Source organism: Staphylococcus borealis (genome assembly GCF_001224225.1).
Lineage (GTDB): Bacteria > Bacillota > Bacilli > Staphylococcales > Staphylococcaceae > Staphylococcus > Staphylococcus borealis.
This window is the reverse complement of record NZ_CUEE01000006.1, coordinates 1-25,018: the sequence shown is the minus strand read 5'-3', so window position 1 is coordinate 25,018 and position 25,018 is coordinate 1. Positions and strand designations below refer to the sequence as shown.

Below are 25,018 nucleotides of genomic sequence, written 5' to 3'. Positions count from 1 at the left end.
TGATTATGAAGAAAAAAACACAAATGATTCACGGTGGACATACAACAGATGATTTTACAGGTGCAGTAACAACACCAATTTATCAAACAAGCACGTATTTACAAGATGACATTGGCGACTTGAGACAAGGGTATGAATACTCTCGTACCGCTAATCCAACACGTAGTGCTATTGAAAGTGTGATTGCTAATTTAGAAAATGGGAAACATGGTTTTGCTTTTGGCTCAGGCATGGCAGCCATTAGTGCGGTTATTATGTTATTAGATAAGGGCGACCACCTTATTTTAAATTCTGATGTATATGGTGGAACTTACCGTGCCTTAACTAAAGTGTTTACGCGTTATGGCATCGATGTTGATTTCGTAGATACAACACATATCGAAAATGTGAAGGACTATATTAAACCAGAAACTAAAATGTTATATGTTGAAACACCATCTAACCCATTACTACGTGTAACGGATATTAAACGTACTGCAGAAATTGCAAAAGAAAATAATTTAATTTCAGTAGTAGATAATACATTTATGACACCTTATTATCAAAACCCATTAGATTTCGGCATTGATATTGTATTACACTCAGCTACTAAATACATTGGTGGCCACAGTGATGTAGTAGCTGGCTTAGTTGCTACTGCAGATGACGAACTTGGTGAACGTTTAGCATTTATTTCAAATTCAACAGGAGGTGTGCTTGGACCACAAGACAGTTACCTATTAGTCCGTGGTATTAAAACATTAGGCTTACGCATGGAACAAATTAATCGTAACGTTGAAGCGATTGTTGAAATGTTACAAAATCATCCAGCCGTTCAACAAGTCTTCCATCCAAGTATTAAAGACCATTTAAATCATGATATTCATGCTTCTCAAGCTAGCGGTCACACTGGTGTCGTAGCGTTTGAAGTAAAAGATACAGAAGCAGCCAAACAACTTATTCGTGAAACACATTACTTCACATTAGCTGAAAGTTTAGGCGCAGTTGAAAGCTTAATTTCAGTGCCTGCTTTAATGACACATGCGTCTATCCCTGCCGATGTACGTGCTAAAGAAGGTATCACTGATGGACTCGTACGTTTATCAATCGGTATTGAAGATACTGAAGATTTAGTTGAAGATTTAAAACAAGCCATCGATACTTTGGAATAACTATTAAAAAAATAAAAATCTTAAAATAAGATGTTGACCCTAAAATAACTACGTAACAATACGTGTTGTTTTAGGGTTTTTTTAAAATTGTTAAAAAAGGCAGAAATAGGTAAGAAATGATGATATTAAAATAATTTTGTTCTATATTTAAATTCAGAAAATTTTAAAAATTTTTGAAATAATATTGACGCACAATTTACTTTTAAATATAATTCATTTATTCATATAGGCAATAGAAGTAATAAATGAGGGTGAAATCGATTGATTGAATTTCAAAATGTGAATAAAGTATTTCGCAAAAAGCATGAAAAAATTCATGCCTTAAAAGAAGTATCTTTCAAAATAGATAAAAACGATATATTTGGTGTTATTGGCTATAGTGGTGCTGGAAAAAGTACGCTCGTACGCTTGGTCAATCAGCTAGAAAAAGCAACAAATGGACAAGTGATTGTCAATGGTCATGAAATTAATACATATAGAAAAAAGGAACTCCGTAACATAAAAAAAGATATAGGAATGATATTTCAGCATTTTAATCTTTTAAACTCAAAAACAGTTTTTAAAAACGTAGCAATGCCACTTATTTTAAATCATAAAAGTAGTTCTGAAATAAAAGAAAAGGTAGAAGAAATGCTAGAATTTGTAGGATTAGCAGACAAGAAAAATCAATTTCCTGATCAATTATCTGGTGGACAGAAACAACGTGTCGCAATAGCTAGAGCACTTGTCACTAATCCTAAAATTTTATTATGTGATGAAGCAACAAGTGCGCTAGATCCTGCTACAACAAACTCTATTCTTCATTTATTGAAAAATGTAAATGAGACTTTCGGTATAACAATTATGATGATTACGCATGAAATGAGTGTAATACAAAAAATTTGTAATCGAGTGGCAGTTATGGAGCGCGGTGAAGTGATTGAATTGGGCACTGTCAAAGATGTGTTTAGTCACCCTCAAACTAAAACTGCTAAAAGCTTTGTTTCTAAAGTTATAAATACAGAACCGTCACGTAAATTACTTGAATCATTTAAAAGAAAGGATTGTCATTATACGGATTACAAACTTTTTATTGATGAACATCAAATTAAATTTCCTATTATAAATGAACTCATTAGTCAATATAATTTCGATATTAATATTTTATTTTCATCAATGTCTGATATTCAAGAAGAAACAGTGTGCTATTTATGGTTGAGATTTAATCATGACAGCAATTTTAAGCGTGATAAATTAGAAAGCTACTTTAAGAATCATAGTATTCAGTTTGAGGAGGTGCATTAGATGTTTGGTTCAAGTATTGATGCATCTCAATTATTACAAGCATTATATGAAACATTGTATATGGTCACAGTTGCACTTATCATAGGTGCCTTAATTGGTATTCCATTAGGTGTTCTATTAGTTATAACTCGTAAAAATGGTATATGGCCTCAATCTATTGTAAATCACATACTTAATCCGATTATAAATATATTAAGATCGATACCATTTATTATTTTATTAATAGCTATTGTGCCTTTTACGAAATTATTAGTAGGAACGTCAATAGGGACAACAGCAGCTATAGTGCCTTTAACAGTGTACGTAGCGCCTTATATAGCTAGACTAGTTGAAAACTCACTACTAGAAGTAGATGCTGGCATTATTGAAGCGGCAAAAGCGATGGGAGCATCACCTATTCAAATTATTAGATATTTTTTAATACCGGAAGCGTTAGGCTCGCTTGTATTGGCAATAACGACAGCTATTATAGGGTTGATTGGTAGTACTGCTATGGCTGGTGCAGTTGGTGGAGGTGGAATTGGTGATTTAGCATTAGTGTACGGTTACCAAAGATTTGACACCTTAGTCATAATTATCACAGTTATTGTATTAATAATTATCGTACAGATTATTCAATCATTAGGTAACTTTATTTCTCGATTAATTCGTCGAAATTAGTTACTTGAAATATAATTTTATTAAGGAGACTTTGTGAATGAAAAAGATTATTGGATTAATATTAGCGACGTTGATCGTCCTTGCAGCTTGTGGTGGAGGCGGAGACAATAAAAAAGTGACGCTAGGCGTAGCCTCAAACGATACAGCTGCATGGGAAAAAGTTAAAGAATTAGCGAAAAAAGAAAATATTGATATTGAAATTAAACACTTTTCAGACTATAACGTGCCAAACAAAGCTTTGAGTGATGGCGATATTGATATGAATGCATTTCAACATTTTGCTTTTTTAAATGAGTATAAAAAAGCACATAAAGATGCCAAAATTGAAGCAATTAGTACAACTGTCTTAGCACCCTTAGGCATTTATTCTAAAAAGGTGAAAAATATTAAAGATATAAAAGATGGTGCAGAAGTTACAATTCCTAATGATATATCAAATCAAGCACGTGCTCTAAAATTATTGTAATCAGCAGGTTTATTAAAGCTTAAAGACAACTTTGGTTTAAATGGAACTATTAAAGATATTCAATCCAACCCTAAAAACATAAAAATAAAAGCAGTAGACGCTCAACAAACTGCGCGTGCTTTAGATGATGTTGATTTTTCAGTAATTAATAATGGGGTAGCAACTAAAGCAGGATTAGATGCTAAGAATGATCCTATTTATTTAGAAAAAACGTCTTCTGATGCAGTTAAACCATATATTAATGTTGTAGCAGTAAATTCTAAAGATGTAGACAATGAAACTTTCAAGAAAATTATAGAACTTTATCATGGTAAAGAAGCACAAGAAGCATTGAAAAAAGATACAAAAAATGGAGAAAAAGCAGTTAATTTATCAAAAAAAGCTATCAAAGAAATTGAAGATAGTTTAACTAAATAATATTTGAAATGAGTCGGGTAAGGTATGAATACTTACTCGACTTTATTAATAAAAGATGAATACGTCATATTTTAGTCGATTTTATATCAAACACGTTACATTAATCGGTGAAAATGTGTTATACACTTATGAAAAGTAAATTATATTTCTAAGGATATTATTTGAAATTTTATAGTAGTGCACAAAAAATTCATAGACATGTAATCAAAATGAAATGGAATATCATGCTAAATTGTATTAATTTAGTATAAGTACACTACTTGAACGGATAAAAGAAAGAAGTATGTAATAAAGATTTAATACAGATAAGTGTCTAGTACAACTAGAAATAAGTGGTGAGTAACCCAATGAACAAGCATAAGATTAAGGAGGCGCTTTGTATGAATAAAAAAATTCTAGCAACAGCAGTATTAGGGACAGGAGCACTTAGTACACTATTTGCTCATCAAGCTGAAGCATCAACAACGCACACAGTTCGAAGTGGTGAATCTTTATGGTCTATTTCAAACCATTATGGTATCACTGTATCTAAATTAAAATCATTAAATGGCTTATCATCAAATCTTATTTTTCCAAACCAAGTATTAAAAGTATCAGGATCTTCTAATTATTCAAGTCGTTCAAATTACGGTAATTCAAGTAGTACATATACTGTGAGAGCAGGGGATAGTTTATCATCTATTGCTAGCCGATATGGTACAACATATCGTCATATTATGAATTTAAATGGATTAAATAGTTTTTTAATTTTCCCTGGTCAACAATTAAAAGTATCAGGTTCTGCTAGCTCTAATTCTCAATCAAGTTATAATTCAAATTCAGGTGCATCATCAAGCACTTATACAGTACGTTATGGTGACTCACTATCATCTATTGCTAGCCGATATGGTACAACATATCAACATATTATGAAATTAAATGGATTGAATAATTTCTTTATTTATCCTGGTCAAACATTAAGAGTGAGTGGTTCAGCTTCTTCAAACACGTATACAACACGTTCAACGCAATCAACTTACTATTCATCACCAGTATTTAACCATAGTAACTTATATGACTGGGGACAATGTACTTGGCATGTATTCAATCGTCGTGCTGCTATTGGAAAAGGAATCAGTACGTATTGGTGGAATGCAAATAATTGGGATAATGCGGCAGCTAGAGATGGATATCGCATTGATAGCAATCCAACAGTAGGTTCAATTGCACAATCAGATGCTGGTTATTACGGCCATGTGGCTTTTGTAGAGCGCGTAAATAGTAATGGTAGTATTTTAGTTTCAGAAATGAACTTTAGTGCTAGTCCAGGTGTTCTAACATATCGTACAATTCCTGCGTACCAAGTACGTAGTTATAAATTCATTCATTAGAAAGCTTGAAACAAAAATAATACTTTGGCTATGTAGCCAAATTGCAGTAGCTGACTGAATTGAGAAGGCACTTAAATGAAGCGTTTCTCAACTCAAGTCATCCTTGCAGGGCTGGGAAGACGAATTCAATAAGAATTCTGACCCAGTCCTTTTATTTTATTGAAATTGATAATCTTCTTTAACTTTTCTGAAACTTGAAGCTAAGCGTGTAACATTAATAATGAATGAAACGAATGAAAATAACTTACGGAATTTGTAAGGAGATTTCATTGATACTACGAAATCTAAAAGTGTACCCACTGTACTTAGGCCTAAAGATAAATAAACTAGGTTTTTATTTTTTGCATCAAATTTAATACCGTTGTAACCATCAACGATAAAGCCTGCAGTACTTACTAAATTTGAAACGCGTGTTAATTTTGATTTCTTTGCCATGAATAATACCCTCCGAATATCAAAATGTCACTAAACGGACATTTAGTATATTAATATATGTTAACATCATACTAAATTAACATATATTTTTGAAGTACAAAACATTTAATAGAAAAGGTGTGCAGGTATGATCAAATGTGTTTGTTTAGTGGAAGAAACAAATGACCAAATCTTATTAGTACAAGTAAGAAATAGAGAAAAATATTATTTCCCGGGTGGTAAAATTGATGCGGGTGAAACGCTATTAGAAGCGATACAACGAGAAGTTAAAGAGGAATTACAATTGGCTTTCGAACAAAGTGACTTTACATATTTAGGTACAGTTGTTGGGGATGCTTACCCACAAAAGAATACGTTAACGGAACTAAATGGATTTAAAGTTCAACAGAAAATTGATTGGGATAGTGTGAAAATTGATAATGAAATTACAGATATTCGTTGGTTCGATAAATCTGATACAACCTTAATCGCACCAGCTGTTGTAAAATGGATTGAGACCTTTTCAGAGAGAAAGTAGGGAGAAAATGGAAATACGACCATATTCAATTCACGATCAACCACTATTAAATGGGTTTGAAATATTAGCAGAAGATAGAAAATTCACTCGAACGCCTAATGATAATATTGCATCGGCTAAAGGGGACAATGAGCGTCATCCGACACTTGTTATGTTAAATGATCAATGTGTGGGCTTCTTTACTTTGCATGAAGGTCAAGGGGTTAAACCGTATAGCAATCATCAAAATGCTATATTTTTCCGTTCATTTAGTGTAGATGCACGATATCGTGGCCAGGGTGTTGGAAAAGCTGTGATTCAACAACTACCAAGTTATATTAAAGCAACGTTTCCCTATATTAATGAAATAATATTGACTGTAAATACTGACAATGACAAAGCGATGGCGTTGTATAAACAAGCCAAATATTCAATAACTGGAGAGACGCGTTTAGAAGGTCGACCAGTTTATATTATGAATTTGAACATATAGCTTTTATAAATATGCGCATTAAAAAAGTGCCATTACAATCAATATGAAATAAATGAGGTAGGACAAGGCATTCATAAAGGCTTCTGTCCCAATCTCGATAACTTATTTCAAGATTGTATAGCACTTGTTGTTTTATCAATTTAATGATTGATGTTTTGCTCTGAAGTTTGTGAAACTTCTTGTGAAGGCTTTGCACTCAATTTAGGATGCTTTATTAATAATGCAGTAATCCATGCTGTGATAGGGATACTAATCGCTACAGCAATTCCACCGAGTAAGATAGAAATGAATTCTTGCGCAAATATCTTTGAGTTAATAATGTGTCCAAAAGAATAATGTAATTGGAAAAACCAAAAGAATAGTGTTAATTGACCCCCAAAATAAGCTAAATATATTGTATTGGCAGAAGTTGCTAAAATTTCTCTCCCTACACGCATACCTGACTGGAACAATGCTTTGCGTGAAAGATTAGGATTGGTTTCATTGAGCTCATACATAGGTGAACTTATCGTTATCGTTAAGTCAATGACAGCTGCAATAACAGCTAAAATAACCGTAAATACTGAGAATTGAACCATATCGATACCGATATTCATTGAAAAAATATAGGTTTCATCTTGTTGTTCCGTAGTAAACCCTTGTAGATGGCCAATACTTATAGATAAATAAATGCCTAATATTAATAAAATCGTAGTTAATATTGTAGCAATAAAAGCAGCCTTGGTTTTAATATTGTAACTATTTAAAATAAACAAGTTACAAGCAGCAATGACGATACAAAATATTAATGAAACTAAATAAATAGGTGTTCCAAATAAAATGAACACAATACTGATTAGTAAGATCATAAAGTTTAGGAATAACGTTAAGTATGAAACTAATCCTTTTTTACCGCCGAAAATAAGCATTAAAATAAATAAAATGAGTGCTAGTAGGACGACTGCATTCATCTTGTCACACCCTTCCATTTCATCCACATAACCATCAGACTAATTGTAATTGGAATCGTGAGTACGATACCAATACCACCTGTTATAGCACGAGCGATTTCTAAAGACCAATTCATCGAAATCGTATATGTAAATGTGTTAGCATTTTTTAAATAAATTAGGAACATTGGCAAACTTCCTGATAAGTAGGAGAAAAGTAAAATATTTGTCATAGTGCCCATGATATCTTGTCCTATATTGCGACCTGCTAGAGCCCAACGCGATAAAGAAATGTTAGGCGTACGTTGTAAGATTTCATACATACCACTTGATATTGTAATGGCGACATCCATTACAGCGCCTAAAGATCCAATAAGCACGGATGCTAAGAATATATCTTTAGGTGGTAATGTTAGAAAACTCATTGTTTCATATTTAATGCCAGCTCCATTGGTTAATTGAATAATGATTTGAGTGATACCAATACATAAAAATGTACCTAATAACGTACCGATTGTTGTGATCCAAGTGCGCATATGCCAACCGGTTACGAGCAATAGCGTGACAATGGTAGACAGCACGATTGCCACACTCATTAGAATGAATAGGTTAGTAGATGGATGTTTATCATGGATTGCAATAGCTATTAAAATAGCACCAGTGTTAAAGATAAGTGACAGGATAGACTGTAAACCTACATTACGTCCAACCAGTAATAGGGACATAATAAATATACCTACAATTGCTACAGTAAGACTATCGCGTTTTTTCTCCAAGATCGTTGCATCTTTCGGGCTATTTTGAATGTGCATTAAGACCTTATTATTTTTACTAAAGTGCTCTGAATCTGCTTGCGATTTGACATAGGTATTATCTATCGTAGTAGATTCACCTTTATATTTACCATTTAATATTTCTATTGTTAAATGTTGTTTGTATTTGAAGTCGGTATTATGTTGTTCATCAACGACTTTGTGAGCGTTACTCATTTCTACATGTGTCACTTTACCGATAGGGGTGTTATAAAAACGTGCATTGAAAAACGTAAAAATAAAGGCGCCGATGATAAATAATCCGATAATTACAATAATGGTATTCATTATACGATGACTAAAATAGTTGCGATTTTGTGCATTCATTATATTTAACCCTCATTTATAACTCGAAATTCTACGCTTTAATAAGTTAGAGTGATTATACGCTCCTCAACTGTATTATTCAAATAGTAACTATTTGAATTATGACATATCACCTCATACTGTTAATGGTATGTCGACACTTTACTTAGAAGTTGATGTATTAAATTCGATAAATTGAGAATATCTACTTTTTTATTATCTTTTTTGAAAGCGACGCAAAAGGAGCGTTTTAATTCTGTATGCGCTAATGATATATCACATAATGCCTCCACCTCATTCTCCAATGATAAGTAATCAGGCAAGATGACATAGCCACGGTGATGCTTAAGTAAATAGTGTGCTAGGGATTTCGTTCCAATGATATGAATTGGTAACTTTAAAGTATGTTGTAAACGGCTTTCTATAGTTGTTGCTAAAGGTTTCAAAGTAAATAGTTGTGTTTCAGCTAGTTGAGTTAGTGGCGGATTTATAGATAAAGCAATCACATCATCTTTAGGCACATAAACATGGTATGTTTCTTCAAATAATGGTTTGAGTGATAAATTAGCATTCTTCTGAAGAGCCGTGTTTATTTCGACCAATCCAATATCAATTTTACCAGTATATAGCGCTTCAGAAATCTCAGATGATGACATCATATGAGGAACAATTATGCTATCATATTGGCGCTCAAACGCTTGAATGATGGCAGTAATCATTTGAGAAATATAGCTCTCTTCAAACCCAATATTAAGTATGCGCGCATTTTTGTGATTAGTTTGTTGAAATAACGCTACTGTTTCGTCTAATTGCTCCAAAATCTGAGTCGCCTGAGTGAGTAACGCTTTACCATGTGATGTTAAATGGATGTTTCGCCCTTGTCGATTAAATAAAGTAACTTGTAGTTCTTGTTCTAACAATGTGATTTGTCGACTTATTGCAGATTGGGCAATATTCAACTCGAGTGCTGCTTCAGAGAGGTGTTCTCGACGTGCAACTTCTACGAAATATTTTAATTGTTTAATTTCCAAATGAATGCTCCTTTCTACTGTGCGCATAACATTTTATTGTCGATTGTTCTAATTTTTAGAATTAAGTCATCTAATTAATATATTGTTCAGATAAATATTTTACATTATATTAATTATTATTAACAGTAAATTTTCTGAAAATTCTCAAAAGGAGTGGGCATCATGTTTGATGAAAGATTAAAAAGAGGATTATATGATTACCGTGAGGAACATGATGCATGCGGTATTGGTTTCTACGCAAACATGAATAATTTAAGGTCGCACGATATTATTGAAAAATCACTTGAAATGTTACGTCGACTTGACCATCGTGGTGGTGTTGGTGCAGATGGTATAACAGGTGATGGTGCAGGTATTATGACCGAAATACCATTTCAATTTTTTGAAGCACATGTCGATTTAGACTTACCTAATGAGGGCGATTATGCGGTAGGTCTTTTTTTCTCTAACGAAAAGATACAAGGTACGACACACGAATCGCAATTTAATCATTACTTTCAAAGTGAAGGCCTAAAAGTAATTGGCTATCGAGATGTACCTGTTGATGTCAACGCCATAGCGCCTCATGTTGCATCTACAATGCCACACATTCAACAAGTGTTTATAGATATTCGATCAGTTGCAACGCCGGTTAAACCATTATATATAGCAAGAAAGCAAATAGAACAATATGCTGAACAGCAAGACTTAGGTCTTTATTTTACAAGCTTATCCCATAAGACGATTGTATATAAGGGGTGGTTACGCTCAGATCAAATAAAAAAATTATATTTAGATTTAAATCATGAAGATTATCAATCTAAGTTAGGTTTAGTACATTCAAGATTTAGTACAAACACTTTTCCGAGTTGGAAACGTGCACATCCCAATCGTTTATTAATGCATAATGGTGAAATCAATACAATTAAAGGTAATGTGAATTGGATGAGAGCACGTCAAAGACAATTAATTCAAACATTATTTGGCGAAGAGCATAGTAAAATACAGAACATTGTTGATGAAGATGGAAGTGATTCAGCAATTGTAGACAATGCGCTAGAATTTCTATCATTGGCAATGGAACCTGAAGAAGCTGCGATGTTGCTTATCCCTGAACCATGGTTATATAACAAAGAAAATGATGCGAATGTTCGTGCGTTCTATGAATTTTATAGTTATTTGATGGAACCATGGGATGGTCCAACGATGATTTCGTTCTGTAATGGAGATAAAATTGGTGCATTAACTGACCGTAATGGATTACGACCAGGTCGCTATACAATTACAAAAGATAATTTTATTGTCTTTTCATCTGAAGTAGGTGTTGTGGATGTACCAGAAGACAATGTTGCTTACAAAGGACAACTTAATCCTGGAAAGTTACTTCTTGTAGATTTTGAGTCACGTCAAGTGATTGAAAATAATGAGTTGAAAGCGCGTATTGCCAGTCAATATCCTTATAAGAAGTGGTTAGATAACAATAAAATAGATTTACAATTAGAAACGCAAACCTATCGCCAGCCTTCATTGAATCACAAGATATTATTTAAGTTACAACGTCAATTTGGATATACCAAAGAAGATATATATAAATATATGGCTGAGTTAGTGAAAGGTAAGAAAGATCCAATCGGTGCGATGGGGTATGATGCACCACTTGCCGTATTAAACGAGAGACCAGAATCATTATTTAATTACTTTAAACAGTTATTTGCGCAAGTAACCAATCCGCCTATTGATGCCTATCGTGAAAAGATTGTAACGAGTGAATTATCATATTTAGGTGGAGAAGGTAACTTATTCCATCCGGATGAAACGGTATTGGATCGTATTCAATTAGCGAAACCGGTCTTGACTCTAACGCAACTCAATAGGATTAAACAAAGTAAGTTTAACGTGAAACACTTGTCTACACTGTATCAAGATCATCTTGAAGCGGCATTGGAAAGATTAGGTGACGCTGCAATACAAGCTACACGAGAAGGTTATACGATATTAGTCCTAGATGATAGTGGACTCATTGATTGTCATATTGAGGATGAGGCATCGAAACAACACTACGCTATGCCAATACTTCTAGCTATCAGTCATATTCACCAGTTATTGATAAGAGAAGGTTTACGCATGGATACGAGCTTAGTAGCGCTATCTGGTGAAACGCGTGAGGTACACCATGTGGCATGTTTATTAGGATATGGTGCGAATGCGGTCATTCCATATTTAGCACAACAAACTATTGCCCATTTAACTGAAACACATCGTTTAGAAGGCACGCTTTCAGATAATGTTGAAACTTACACACGTGTTCTATCAGAAGGTGTTATTAAGGTGATGGCGAAAATGGGTATCTCAACTGTTCAAAGTTATCAAGGGGCTCAAATCTTTGAAGCGGTTGGTTTATCTCAAGATGTAATTGATGCTTATTTTACTGGAACGCAATCCAAATTATCAGGGTTAAGTATTCAACAAATTGACGTAGAGAATAAAATGCGTCAACAAAGACATAATGAGTACCTTGATTCGGGAAGTGTCTTCCAGTGGCGCCAACAAGGTCAACATCACGTATTTAATCCTACAACTATACACTTGTTACAACATGCATGTCGTGAGAATGACTATACACAGTTTAAAGCTTTTTCTAATGCTGTACATGATCAAAGAAACGATCATTTACGTGATTTATTAGAATTTAAAGCACAGCGACCGGTTCATATTAGTGAGGTTGAGCCAGTAGAAACCATTGTTAAACGTTTTAATACAGGTGCGATGAGTTACGGTTCTATTTCTGAAGAAGCGCATCAAACATTGGCCCAAGCCATGAATCGTCTTGGTGGTAAAAGTAACAGTGGTGAAGGTGGCGAAAATCCCAAACGGTATGAAATTCAAGCGGATGGTAGTGTGTTATCAAGTGCGATTAAGCAAGTGGCTTCAGGGCGTTTTGGTGTAACGAGCGAGTACTTACAACATGCAAAAGAGTTACAAATTAAAGTTGCTCAAGGTGCTAAGCCGGGTGAAGGTGGACAGTTACCTGGAACGAAAGTTTATCCATGGATCGCTGAAACACGTGGTTCAACGCCAGGTATTGGGTTGATTTCACCACCGCCTCATCATGATATTTATTCAATTGAAGATTTGGGGCAACTTATTCATGATTTAAAGAACGCGAATAGAAATGCAGACGTAGCAGTTAAATTAGTTTCAAAAACAGGGATCGGAACCATTGCATCAGGTGTTGCTAAAGCATTTGCAGATAAAATTGTCGTGAGTGGATATGACGGAGGTACAGGTGCATCACCTAAGACAAGTATTCAACACGCTGGGTTGCCTTGGGAACTTGGCTTAGCTGAAACACATCAAACATTGAAATTAAATCATTTACGTAGCCGTGTCCGCTTAGAAACAGATGGTAAGTTGATGACGGGTAGGGATGTGGCGCTAGCATGTGCATTAGGTGCTGAAGAATTTGGATTTGCGACTGCGCCATTAGTTGTTTTAGGGTGCATCATGATGCGTGTTTGTCATAATGATACATGCCCAGTAGGTATTGCGACACAGAATAAAGATTTGAGAGCACTATTTAGAGGTAAGGCTGACCACGTTGTTAACTTTATGCATTTTATTGCTGAAGAGTTAAGAGAGGTCTTAGCTTCATTAGGATTAAGAACGGTTGAAGAATTGATCGGACGTACCGATTTGTTACAACGTTCAAGTCGAATCGATGAACGTTCGAAAGCAGCAACATTGGACATCGAAAAGTTATTGGATTCAGTTGATGGGCCTAACGCAAAAGAAATCAATCAAAATCATCATTTAGATATCGGTTTCGATTTAAATTATCTTTATAAAGATGCTAAACAAAGTATTGAGGATGGAGAAGTATTTAAAGGGAACTATGTGATTAATAATGAACAACGAGATGTAGGGGTTATTACAGGAAGCTATATTACACAGCAACACGGTGCTAATGGCTTACCAGAAGCAACTATTGTAGCTGAAACGCATGGACATGCAGGACAGAGTTTAGCAGCATTCGCACCGTCAGGATTGTTAATTCAACATACAGGCGATGCAAATGATTACGTTGGTAAAGGTTTATCAGGCGGTATAGTTGTTGTTAAAGCGCCAAATAAACAGCGGGAACGTGAAATTATAGCTGGAAATGTATGCTTCTATGGCGCTTCAAAAGGTAAAGCCTTTATTAATGGTAGCGCTGGCGAACGCTTCTGTATTCGAAATAGTGGAGTTGATGTGGTTGTCGAAGGTATCGGTGATCACGGTTTGGAATATATGACCGGAGGACATGTCGTCAACTTAGGGGATGTTGGTAAGAACTTTGGTCAAGGCATGAGTGGTGGTGTTTGTTATGTATTTCCAAGTGATATTGAATCATTTAAACATAAGGATCAATTGCCAACCTTAGCGTTTAAGGAAGTGACGCATAATGAGGAGAAAACGTTACTTAAAGCTATGTTAGAAGAGCACTACCACTATACACAAAGTACAAAAGCAGCAGCAATTTTAAATGATTTTGCACATGTGGCAGATAAAGTTGTCAAAGTAATTCCAAAAGATTACGAACTAATGATGCAAAAAATTGAATTACAAAATCGTAATTTACTACAAATAGATGAAGCTAAACTAGCAGCATTTTACGATGACCGTACGGCAATTGACAAAGAATTACAACCAGCAGTGATTTATTAAAGAAAGGAGTGGTCTGTGATGGGGGAATTTAAGGGATTTATGAAATATGAAAAGCAATCATTATCTGAACTGTCTTTAGTTGATCGTTTGAAGCATCATGATGCTTTTCAACAGCGATTTTCTCGTGAAGAAGCGTCCATTCAAGGTGCACGATGTATGGACTGTGGGACACCATTTTGTCAAACAGGTCTTCCTTTTGGGCGAGAAACTATTGGTTGTCCAATCGGTAACTATATCCCTGAATGGAATGATTTAGTTTATCGACAAGATTTTGAGTCTGCCTATCATCGATTGAGTGAAAGAAATAATTTTCCTGAATTTACGGGACGTGTCTGTCCAGCACCTTGTGAACAGTCTTGTGTTATGAAAATTAATCGTGAATCAGTTGCCATTAAAGGTATTGAGCGTACGATTATTGACGAAGCCTATGAACACGGGTGGGTTAAGCCTAAATATCCTAAGCGACGATTAGAACAATCTGTAGCAATTGTAGGAAGCGGTCCAGCCGGTCTTACTGCTGCAGAAGAGCTCAATTATAAGGGGTACCAAGTGACAGTGTTTGAAAGAGCTGCTGAAGCGGGTGGCTTACTCATGTATGGTATTCCAAATATGAAATTAGATAAAGAGGTTGTACGTCGTCGTATCGCATTAATGAAAGAAGCGGGTATTACCTTTAAGACGAATACCAACATTGGTGTAGATATATCACGTGAAACATTAGAGCAGACGTATGACGCTATTATCTTATGTACGGGTGCTCAAAAAGCGCGCGACTTACCATTAGAAGGGCGCATGGGCCAAGGGATACACTTTGCTATGGATTATTTAACTGAACAGACTCAGTTATTAAATGGTGAAATAGATGAACCAACAATAACGGCTAAAGGGAAAAACGTCATCATTATTGGTGCTGGTGACACTGGTGCAGACTGTGTCGCTACCGCATTACGTGAGAATTGTAAGTCAATAGTACAATTCAACAAATATACAAAAGCACCTGAAGAAATCGCATTTGAAAGTAATACGTCATGGCCATTGGCATTACCTGTCTTCAAAATGGATTATGCACACAAAGAATATGAAGCACGTTTCGGTAGAGAACCGCGTGCCTATGGTGTTCAAACAATGCGGTACGATGTAGATCACATTGGTAATGTTCGTGGTGTATACACACAAATTTTAGAAGAAACACCAGAAGGAATGGTTGTTGTAAATGGTACTGAAAGACATTGGCCAGCAGATCTAGTTCTTTTATCAATCGGTTTTGAAGGCACAGAACCAACTGTCCCAAGGTCATTTGATATTGCGACGCAACAAAATAAAATTATCGCCAACGATAAAGACTATCGTACTAATAAAGAAAAGATTTTTGCCGCTGGAGATGCGCGAAGAGGTCAGAGTTTGGTAGTTTGGGCAATTAAAGAAGGGCGTGGCGTTGCTCAATCAGTAGATCACTTCTTAAAACAAAAGGTATTCGTGTAAGTTCAATGACGTATAAGCGCGTACTAAAAATAAAAATGAATAATTTTACATTTTGACTATAAAAGTGATTGACTTCCAATGAACCGTGGTATATGATATTTATTGTGTTCATTGGAGGAATACCCAAGTCCGGCTGAAGGGATCGGTCTTGAAAACCGACAGGGCCTTAACGGGCCGCGGGGGTTCGAATCCCTCTTCCTCCGCCATTATAATTAAAATCCAAGACTAATAAATATAAAAAAGACAAGTACTCAATGTTTAATATGTTGAGTACTTGTCTTTTTTATTGCATTTAGCGCCCATTCTAGAATGAAAATTCAACAATATTATGAAAGCCTTTACAAAACTTGTCTAGACAAGTTATACTTGGGTTATTAAAAATAAGGGAGTGAAAGGCGTGGCTGTAAAAAGAAAAGATGTGCAGGATATCGTCAAAGCAATAGGTGGGCAAGAAAACATTGAAACTGCAACGCATTGTGTTACACGACTGCGTTTAGTGTTAAAAGATGACAATCAAGTTGATAAAGATGCATTAGACGATAATGCACTTGTTAAAGGTCAATTTAAAGCGGATAACCAATACCAAATCGTTATAGGACCTGGTACCGTGGACGAAGTGTATAAACAATTTATTCAAGAAACAGGTGTAGCAGAATCCTCAAAAGATGAGGCTAAAGCTGCTGCAGCGAAAAAAGGCAATCCTTTACAACGACTTATAAAACTATTGGGAGATATCTTCATTCCGATTTTACCGGCATTGGTTACAGCAGGTCTCTTAATGGGGATTAATAATTTACTTACTATGGAAAAATTATTTGGCCCTAAACCACTTGTTGAACAATATCCTCAGTTGGGTGATATATCGAATATTATTAACGTCATCGCAAGTACAGCGTTTATCTTTTTACCAGCGTTAATTGGTTGGAGTAGTATGAAAGTGTTTGGTGGTAGTCCAATATTAGGTTTAGTACTTGGACTTATCCTAATGCATCCACAGTTAGTTTCACAATATGACATTGCTAAAGGCCATATTCCGACATGGAATCTTTTTGGGCTTGAAATCAAACAATTAAACTATCAAGGCCAAGTCTTACCAGTTTTAATTGCAGCTTATGTCTTATCACTCATTGAAAAAGCACTAAATAAAGTTGTTCATGACTCAATTAAAATGTTAGTTGTCGGACCGGTAGCATTACTGGTCACTGGATTCTTAGCATTTATAATTATTGGTCCGATTGCACTTGTGATAGGTACTGGAATTACTGGCGCAGTTCAATTTGTCTTCGAACATGCTGGTTGGTTAGGCGGTGCGATTTATGGATTCTTCTATGCACCACTTGTTATTACGGGATTACACCATATGTTCTTGGCAGTTGACTTCCAATTAATGGGAAGCAAACTGGGCGGTACATATTTATGGCCGATCGTTGCAATATCTAATATCTGTCAAGGTTCGGCAGCGTTTGGAGCGTGGTTTATCTATAGACGACGCAAAATGGTAAAAGAAGAAGGTTTAGCCTTAACTTCAAGTGTATCAGCATTTTTAGGTGTTACAGAACCTGCAATGTTTGGTGTGAATTTACCGTTAAAAGTACCTTTCTTTGCTGCTATTTGTACATCAAGCGTTTTAGGTGCTATTATCGGCGCTAAAAAGGTATTGGGTAGTGTCGGTGTAGGTGGTGTTCCAGCCTTCATTTCAATTCAAAGTGAATTTTGGTTTATTTATGTGCCAGTTACATTACTTGCTATGGCAATACCAGCTGTTTTGACAATTGTCTTTGCAAGATTTACAACAATTAAAGCTAAGAAGATGGTTGAAAACCCTGAAGAAACAACAGCTAAATAAATTTACAAATAAAGACGTTGAAATATAAATAATATAAAATGCTATTTTGCAATTTTGCAGTAGCTGACTGAACTGAGAGGGCATTTAAATCAAGTTTTTTCGGTTCTAGTCATTCTTACAGGCGGGCTCTGCAGAGAGACTTTCACAAAGAAATTTTACAAGTTAAGCAAACTGGGAGGGGGATAACGAATTCGAAAAAATTCTATCCCACTCCTTTTAAATCACATTAATACGATTAATAAGCGAAAGGTGAGTATACATGGCACAAAAAGATTGGAAAAAGTCTGTCGTTTATCAAATTTATCCCAAATCATTTAACGATACAACAGGTAATGGTGAGGGAGATTTAAAAGGAATTATTGAAAAATTAGACTATATTCAATATTTAGGTGTTGATTACATTTGGTTAACACCTGTTTATGAGTCGCCGATGAATGATAATGGTTATGATATTAGCAATTACTTGAAAATTAACGAACGCTTCGGGACGCTAGAAGATTTTGAAACATTAATCAGTGAAGCACATAAGAGAGACTTAAAAGTCATGATAGATATTGTTATTAATCATACATCTACAGAACATGAATGGTTTAAAGAAGCGATCCGTTCGAAAGACAATCCGTATCGTGATTATTATTTCTTTAAACCATCACAAGATGGGCCTCCAACTAATTGGGAATCGAAGTTTGGTGGTAATGCTTGGCAATACGACGAGAAGACAGATGAATATTATTTACATTTATTCGATGTCACACAAGCAGACTTAAATTGGGATAATGAAGCAGTGAGACAGGCTTTATATGATGTTGTTAACCACTGGATTGAATTTGGTGTAGATGGTTTCCGCTTTGATGTAATTAATCTTATTTCTAAAGGTGAATTTAAGGATTCTCCTAAAATTGGAAAAGAGTTTTATACTGACGGACCACATGTACATGAGTATCTACATGAACTCAATCGTCATACATTTGGAGATAAAGATATGATGACGGTAGGAGAAATGTCATCAACAACCATTGATAATTGTATCAAATATACAAAATCTGACCGACAAGAATTAAGTAGTGTCTTCAACTTCCATCATCTAAAAGTAGATTATGTTGATGGAGAAAAGTGGTCAAATGCGAAATTAGACTTTTTAAAACTAAAAGAAATATTGATGGATTGGCAAGTTGGAATATACGAAGGTGGCGGATGGAATGCGATTTTCTGGTGCAATCATGATCAACCACGCGTTGTATCTCGTTTCGGTGATGATTCTACAGAAGAAAATCGACAAGCAAGCGCTAAGATGTTAGCTATCGCATTGCATATGTTGCAAGGTACACCATACATTTATCAAGGCGAGGAAATCGGTATGACGGATCCGCACTTTGATTCTATTCAACAATATCGTGATGTTGAGTCACGTAATGCCTATGATAACTTAAAACAACAAGGTAAAGATGAAAGTGAAATTTTAACTATTCTAGGGCAAAAATCACGTGACAATTCTAGAACACCTATTCAATGGACATCAGGTGAACAAGCAGGTTTCACTACTGGTACGCCTTGGATCGATATACCAAACAATGCGCAATATATTAACGTAGAAGCAGCAATTGAGAACAAAACATCCGTACTACACACGTATCGCGAACTGATTCGATTGCGTCATGAACATGATATTATCACTTATGGTGACATCGAGCCGTTATATATGGAGCACCCACAATTATTCATGTACCGTCGAAATTATGATGGTCAAACATGGCTCGTGGTTGCTAACTTTTCAAAAGAAGCAGTAAAATTACCTGAAGACATCAATAGACAAGGAACAGTTATTATTCAAAATGGCACAATAGAAAATGGTGAAATATCTCCATTTGGTGCAATTGTCATTGATGTTCAATAGATTGATGTAATGGAGAAGGACATGGCAACACAAAAATTCATAACGATATATGAACAACTCAAGCAACAAATACATGAAGATGTATATACCAATGGACAACAACTTCCGTCAGAACATGAATTGGTAACACGATATGGCACATCGCGTGAAACTGTTCGAAAAGCACTGGACTTGTTAGCAAATGATGGTATGATTCAAAAAATTAGAGGTAAGGGCTCTATTGTTATTGATCAAGGTGTTACGGAGTTCCCATTTTCAGAATTAATTAGCTTTAAAGAAGTGCAAGAAGAACTGGGTTTGAAACATGAAACTGAAGTACTCATTAACGAACTGATTAAAGCTAATTCGGTACCTTATGTTAAAACGCAATTGAATCTTAAAGGTGATGAGGAACTGATTCATGTTGTACGTACAAGAAGTATCAATCATAGAGTGAAGATTTTAGATGAAGATTACTTTTTAGCTTCAATCGTTCCGGGCATTACGAATTCAGTAGCAAAAGATTCTATTTATCATTATTTAGAAACACAATTAGAATTAGATATCAGTTATTCAAGCAAATCGATTACGTTTGAGCCTTTTACTGAAAGTGCCTATGATGTTTTCGGTGAAATACAACCACCATATACTGCAACAGTGAGAAGTGTCGTTTATTTAAATAACACAATGCCATTCCAATATAATGTGTCAAAGCATTTAGCAACAGAATTTAAATTCCAAGAATTTTCAAGACGACATAAATTATAAGATGGCATCAAGCTATTTTTGAGTCGATGATATGGAGAATTAAAACTTTACACTTGCAATAGGAAGAACGTTTATAGTATTATAAAACTTACCGTGCTAGGTGGGGAGGTAGCGGTTCCCTGTACTCGAAATCCGCTTTATGCGAGACTTAATTCCTTTGTTGAGGGTGTGTTTTTGTGAAGTCTGCCCGAAGCACGTAGTGTTTGAAGATTTCGGTCCTATGCAATATGAACCCATGAATCATGTCAGGTCCTGACGGAAGCAGCATTAAGTGGATCCTCATATGTGCCGTAGGGTAGCCGAGATTTAGCTGTCGACTTCGGTAACGTTTGTGATACACACTCGATTCGAAGGTGCACGGTTTTTTAATACGTTAAATTAACCGAAATAAATCAAATTTTTAGTATAAATTTAAAAGAGAGCCTGTAATATAAATAATGTAATGATGCTACTTTGCGAGTTCGCAGTAGCTGTCTAAATTGAGAAGGTGCTTAAATCAAGCATTTCTCAGTTCTAGTCATCCTTGAGGGGGTAGGACAACGAATTTAAACAGAATTCTGTCCTGCTCCCATTTTTTTGTATAAAATATAGATAAATAAAAACGGGAAAGCGATATGTCCAAGTGTCGAACGAAGAACACTTTGACGCATTAGAGGGGGGTCAATATGCGATTATTCTTAAGTACATTAACGGAAATGGATTATAGCGAAACTTTGAATAGAATAGAATCAAGTTATGATGAGAAACATCAAGGTGCTGGTCAAAGACAACGTGCACTCATTTCAAAATTACGTCAAGCAGCGAATTATAATTATGAACTCGAAGTCATTGCTAAAGATGAATCGGGCGATATTATAGGACATGTCATGCTTAGCGAGATTAATTTGAATGCTGGAAATCAGCGTTACAAAGCACTAGAATTAGCGTCCCTTATAGTTGAACAGCCATATCGTAATGAAGGGTTGGGCAAAGCCTTAGTCCAAGCTGTTGAAGAACGCGCGAAATCACAACACTATACGACTATCATTGTGGGGTGTTGTCCAGAGTATTTCGAAGGGTTAGGTTATGAATCGGCAGACAAACATCATATTTTCTCAAAAGAAACAGATGCGTCTATGTTACGTGTTAAATTTCTATGGGATCAACTGGATGATTATCCACATGGTATTGTGCAAGACGCAGATATGACATAATAAATTCATTGAAAATAAGGCGATAATGCGTGATATAATGTAGAGTAATTGTTAACGGAGGTGCGGATGTGAATTATCAAGCTTTGTATCGAATGTTTAGACCCCAAAGCTTTCAGGATGTTGTGGGGCAAGAACATGTAACTAAGACGTTACGAAACGCCATTTCCAAAGGTAAACAATCACATGCCTATATCTTTAGTGGCCCTCGTGGAACTGGTAAAACGAGTATTGCTAAAGTGTTTGCTAAAGCAATAAATTGTTTAAATCCTCAAGATGGCGAACCATGTAATGAATGTGCGATTTGTAAAGGTATTACGCAAGGTACGAATGGCGATGTGATTGAGATTGATGCTGCAAGTAATAATGGTGTAGATGAAATTAGAAACATTAGAGATAAAGTTAAATATGCGCCTAGTGAGTCGAAATATAAAGTATATATTATTGATGAGGTGCACATGCTAACAACTGGTGCGTTTAATGCGCTATTAAAAACACTCGAAGAACCACCGGCACATGCTATTTTTATTCTTGCTACAACTGAACCACATAAAATCCCGCCTACGATTATTTCGCGAGCGCAACGTTTTGACTTTAAAGCGATAGGTACAGAACAAATTACAGATCGCTTGCGCTTTGTAGCTGAAGAACAACATTTAGATTATGATAATGAAGCCCTTGAGTTTATTGCTAAAGCATCTGAAGGTGGTATGCGTGATGCGCTAAGTATTATGGACCAAGCTATCGCATTTGGTGATGAGCATCTTACACTACAAGATGTATTAGATGTAACGGGTAGTGTGGATGAAGCGGCATTAAATGAATTATTTAAAGACGTTGTTGAAGGAAATGTTAAAAATGCATTTACACGCTATCATCAATTTATTTCAGAAGGAAAAGAAGTAAACCGTCTTATTAATGATATGATTTATTTTGTTCGCGATACAATTATGAATAAAACGGTCGATAATCATGCAGAATTCGATGCGCTAATGAATTTTAATTTAGATACGCTTTATCATATGATTGATATCATTAACGATACTTTAGTATCGATACGTTTTAGTGTGAACCAAAATGTGCACTTTGAAGTGTTACTAGTAAAAATTGCTGAAATGATGAAATCACAGCCTGACACTGTAACAAATGTTGCGACAACACAAGTTGCGTCACAACCTAATAATGACGTGTTGTTACAACGTATGGAACAACTAGAAAATGAACTAAAAACACTCAAAGCTCAAGGCATCACTCAAGCAAATTCAAAACAGCATGCTACACAAACGAACACGCGTGGTAGACGTCAGAATAAAGGTACTTTCTCAATGACGAATATTGCTAAAGTATTAGACGAAGCAAACAAAGAAGATATTCAACTATTGAAGAAACACTGGCTAGAAGTAGTAGACTATGCGAAAAAGAATGATAAGAAATCATTGGTAAGTTTATTACAAAACTCAATTCCTGTAGCTGCTAGTGAAAAACGCGTATTAGTTCAGTTTGATGAAGAAATACACTGTGAAATTGTTAATAGAGATGATGAAAAACGAACTAGTATTGAAAATGTAGTGAGAAACATCATTAATAAGAATGTTGAAGTAGTGGGCGTTCCTTCAGATCAATGGATGAGAGTAAGAACTGAATATATTAATAGTAGAAAGCAACAAGATAAAGATAATCAAACAACACCAACTAATGGTGAAGAAAGTAAGCAAGACACAGATGTAGCACAGAAAGCCCGTGACTTATTTGGTGAAGAAACTGTTCATTTAATAGATGAATAATCCTTTTTGTTATATTAATAGTAAGAAGTTGATTTGAGTATAGGATTGTTGAATTGATTCTAGAAATAGAGATACATGACAATAAATATAAACGTATGTATAATAAAATATAAATTAATAGATAATGTCGATACATTCAAGGAGGAAATGATATTATGCGCGGTGGCGGAAATATGCAACAAATGATGAAACAAATGCAAAAAATGCAAAAGAAAATGGCTCAAGAGCAAGAAAAATTAAAAGAAGAACGCATTGTTGGTACTGCAGGTGGTGGCATGGTAGCTGTTACAGTTACTGGTCACAAAGAAGTTGTAGATGTTGAAATTAAAGAAGAAGCGGTAGATCCAGATGATATCGAAATGCTACAAGATTTAGTTTTAGCAGCAACGAATGAAGCGATGAATAAAGCTGACGAATTAACTCAAGAACGTTTAGGTAAGCACACACAAGGCTTAAATATTCCGGGAATGTAATATAGATGCATTATCCTGAACCTATATCTAAATTAATAGATAGTTTTATGAAACTGCCAGGCATTGGTCCCAAGACGGCTCAACGTCTGGCATTTCATACTTTAGATATGAAAGAAGACGATGTAGTCCAATTTGCTAAAGCCTTGGTAGATGTTAAACGTGAGCTTACTTATTGTAGTGTATGTGGTCATATAACTGAGAATGACCCTTGTTATATTTGTGAAGATAAGCAACGTGATCGCTCAGTTATATGTGTAGTTGAAGATGATAAAGATGTTATTGCGATGGAGAAGATGAGAGAATATAAAGGACTTTACCATGTACTACATGGCTCAATCTCTCCAATGGATGGAATAGGGCCAGAAGATATTAATATACCGACATTAATAGATAGATTAAAAGATGATGAGGTTAAAGAATTAATATTAGCTATGAATCCTAACTTAGAGGGAGAATCAACGGCGATGTATATATCTAGATTGGTGAAACCTATTGGAATTAAAGTCACTAGGTTAGCCCAAGGACTCTCAGTAGGTGGAGATTTAGAATACGCTGATGAAGTTACTTTATCTAAAGCAATAGCAGGAAGAACAGAAATGTAAAACATAGAGTCGCTATTAGCAAATTGATAGCAAATATAGCTATAACGGTTATATTTCAATTTGCAATAGCGTTTTTTTTAATTTGTTTTAAAAAAATGTAAATTTTTTAAAGTTTGTTATTCGAGTGATTAAAACGCATTAAAGTGGGTATAGAAAACGATATAATACGTATAAACGAACTATTTAATTATTAGTATTAACTAAAGTTCGTTTATTAAGTGTTTTAGAACTTTTTACACTGGATAAAGTGTAATTTTTACTGTTGTTAAAATGGATAAATGCCTGTATAGTATATATTTGTTGAGCGGAACAAATCAACGAACATTAAAACACTTCAAAAATTAATAAAAAAAGTTATTGACTTTATTGTTGATAGCGAGTATAATTAATTCTTGTGGTAACAAAAAATGAACATTGAAAACTGAATGACAATATGTCAACGTTAATTCCAAAAACAGTAACTTAAC

General features: G+C 35.1%; 19 protein-coding genes, 1 tRNA gene, 1 other RNA gene and 1 pseudogene. 18 read left to right on the top strand and 4 right to left on the bottom strand.

Annotation, left to right across the window (positions count from 1 at the left end; genetic code table 11):
- The first annotated feature begins 5 nt into the window (after positions 1 to 5).
- The 5 genes and pseudogenes from AK212_RS08260 (at position 6) to AK212_RS08240 (ending at position 5,348) form a co-directional block, all read left to right on the top strand.
- Positions 6 to 1,151 carry a bifunctional cystathionine gamma-lyase/homocysteine desulfhydrase gene (locus AK212_RS08260; protein WP_053030238.1) on the top strand — a complete coding sequence of 382 codons (1,146 nt, stop codon included), beginning with the start codon at positions 6 to 8 and terminating at the stop codon, positions 1,149 to 1,151.
- A gap of 261 nt (positions 1,152 to 1,412) precedes the next feature.
- Positions 1,413 to 2,435, top strand: a complete 1,023-nt coding sequence (locus tag AK212_RS08255) for a methionine ABC transporter ATP-binding protein (RefSeq protein WP_053030237.1) — start codon at positions 1,413 to 1,415, stop codon at positions 2,433 to 2,435.
- Entirely contained in the window at positions 2,436 to 3,095 is a 660-nt protein-coding gene (locus AK212_RS08250; protein WP_053030236.1) for a methionine ABC transporter permease, read from the top strand.
- 37 nt (positions 3,096 to 3,132) lie between these two features.
- Positions 3,133 to 3,978 (top strand): annotated as a pseudogene (gene gmpC, locus AK212_RS08245) (dipeptide ABC transporter glycylmethionine-binding lipoprotein).
- A 380-nt stretch (positions 3,979 to 4,358) separates the two neighbouring features.
- Positions 4,359 to 5,348 (top strand): LysM peptidoglycan-binding domain-containing protein, encoded by a 990-nt coding sequence (locus AK212_RS08240; RefSeq protein WP_053030235.1) that lies wholly within the window; start codon positions 4,359 to 4,361, stop codon positions 5,346 to 5,348.
- Positions 5,349 to 5,504: 156 nt separating this feature from the next.
- Here AK212_RS08240 and AK212_RS08235 read toward each other — a convergent pair whose 3' ends face one another.
- The gene (locus AK212_RS08235; protein WP_053030234.1) at positions 5,505 to 5,783 is read right to left on the bottom strand and encodes a hypothetical protein; all 279 of its coding nucleotides are present in this window, start codon (positions 5,781 to 5,783) and stop codon (positions 5,505 to 5,507) included.
- Between the two features lie 127 nt (positions 5,784 to 5,910).
- On the opposite strand from AK212_RS08235, the gene AK212_RS08230 reads away from it, so the two are divergent.
- Both AK212_RS08230 and AK212_RS08225 read left to right on the top strand, forming a co-directional pair.
- Entirely contained in the window at positions 5,911 to 6,300 is a 390-nt protein-coding gene (locus tag AK212_RS08230) for an NUDIX hydrolase (protein ID WP_053030233.1), read from the top strand.
- Between the two features lie 7 nt (positions 6,301 to 6,307).
- On the top strand, positions 6,308 to 6,772 hold the full coding sequence (locus tag AK212_RS08225; protein WP_053030232.1) for a GNAT family N-acetyltransferase: 465 nt from the start codon (positions 6,308 to 6,310) through the stop codon (positions 6,770 to 6,772).
- 140 nt (positions 6,773 to 6,912) lie between these two features.
- On the opposite strand, the gene AK212_RS08220 is transcribed toward AK212_RS08225, so the two are convergent.
- The 3 genes from AK212_RS08220 to gltC form a co-directional block, all read right to left on the bottom strand.
- The gene (locus AK212_RS08220) at positions 6,913 to 7,722 is read right to left on the bottom strand and encodes a YibE/F family protein (RefSeq protein ID WP_053030231.1); all 810 of its coding nucleotides are present in this window, start codon (positions 7,720 to 7,722) and stop codon (positions 6,913 to 6,915) included.
- Positions 7,719 to 8,801: a YibE/F family protein gene (locus AK212_RS08215; protein WP_411841265.1), complete on the bottom strand. Its 1,083-nt coding sequence runs from the start codon at positions 8,799 to 8,801 to the stop codon at positions 7,719 to 7,721. Before AK212_RS08215 ends, AK212_RS08220 begins: the two co-directional genes overlap by 4 nt.
- 161 nt (positions 8,802 to 8,962) lie before the next feature.
- Complete coding sequence (gene gltC, locus AK212_RS08210) at positions 8,963 to 9,850, bottom strand: glutamate biosynthesis transcriptional regulator GltC (RefSeq protein WP_053030229.1); 888 nt, start codon at positions 9,848 to 9,850, stop codon at positions 8,963 to 8,965.
- 162 nt (positions 9,851 to 10,012) lie between these two features.
- On the opposite strand from gltC, the gene gltB reads away from it, so the two are divergent.
- The 11 genes from gltB to recR all read left to right on the top strand — a co-directional run bounded on the left by gltB (position 10,013) and on the right by recR (position 24,551).
- Complete coding sequence (gene gltB, locus AK212_RS08205; RefSeq protein WP_053030228.1) at positions 10,013 to 14,533, top strand: glutamate synthase large subunit; 4,521 nt, start codon at positions 10,013 to 10,015, stop codon at positions 14,531 to 14,533.
- An 18-nt stretch (positions 14,534 to 14,551) separates the two neighbouring features.
- Positions 14,552 to 16,015, top strand: a complete 1,464-nt coding sequence (locus tag AK212_RS08200) for a glutamate synthase subunit beta (RefSeq protein WP_053030227.1) — start codon at positions 14,552 to 14,554, stop codon at positions 16,013 to 16,015.
- A gap of 113 nt (positions 16,016 to 16,128) precedes the next feature.
- Positions 16,129 to 16,221, top strand: a tRNA-Ser gene (locus AK212_RS08195).
- A gap of 191 nt (positions 16,222 to 16,412) precedes the next feature.
- Positions 16,413 to 17,861, top strand: a complete 1,449-nt coding sequence (treP, locus tag AK212_RS08190) for a PTS system trehalose-specific EIIBC component (protein WP_053030226.1) — start codon at positions 16,413 to 16,415, stop codon at positions 17,859 to 17,861.
- Between the two features lie 259 nt (positions 17,862 to 18,120).
- Positions 18,121 to 19,755 carry an alpha,alpha-phosphotrehalase gene (gene treC / locus AK212_RS08185; RefSeq protein WP_053030225.1) on the top strand — a complete coding sequence of 545 codons (1,635 nt, stop codon included), beginning with the start codon at positions 18,121 to 18,123 and terminating at the stop codon, positions 19,753 to 19,755.
- A gap of 21 nt (positions 19,756 to 19,776) precedes the next feature.
- Positions 19,777 to 20,502: a trehalose operon repressor gene (gene treR, locus AK212_RS08180; protein ID WP_053030224.1), complete on the top strand. Its 726-nt coding sequence runs from the start codon at positions 19,777 to 19,779 to the stop codon at positions 20,500 to 20,502.
- Between the two features lie 91 nt (positions 20,503 to 20,593).
- Positions 20,594 to 20,863, top strand: an RNA gene (gene ffs, locus AK212_RS13075) — signal recognition particle sRNA large type.
- A 304-nt stretch (positions 20,864 to 21,167) separates the two neighbouring features.
- Entirely contained in the window at positions 21,168 to 21,695 is a 528-nt protein-coding gene (locus tag AK212_RS08175) for a GNAT family N-acetyltransferase (protein ID WP_053030223.1), read from the top strand.
- 68 nt (positions 21,696 to 21,763) lie between these two features.
- Positions 21,764 to 23,476 carry a DNA polymerase III subunit gamma/tau gene (dnaX, locus tag AK212_RS08170; RefSeq protein WP_053030222.1) on the top strand — a complete coding sequence of 571 codons (1,713 nt, stop codon included), beginning with the start codon at positions 21,764 to 21,766 and terminating at the stop codon, positions 23,474 to 23,476.
- A gap of 155 nt (positions 23,477 to 23,631) precedes the next feature.
- Positions 23,632 to 23,949 carry a YbaB/EbfC family nucleoid-associated protein gene (locus tag AK212_RS08165; RefSeq protein WP_001213992.1) on the top strand — a complete coding sequence of 106 codons (318 nt, stop codon included), beginning with the start codon at positions 23,632 to 23,634 and terminating at the stop codon, positions 23,947 to 23,949.
- A gap of 5 nt (positions 23,950 to 23,954) precedes the next feature.
- Positions 23,955 to 24,551: a recombination mediator RecR gene (gene recR, locus AK212_RS08160; RefSeq protein ID WP_053030221.1), complete on the top strand. Its 597-nt coding sequence runs from the start codon at positions 23,955 to 23,957 to the stop codon at positions 24,549 to 24,551.
- The last annotated feature ends 467 nt before the right edge of the window (positions 24,552 to 25,018 follow it).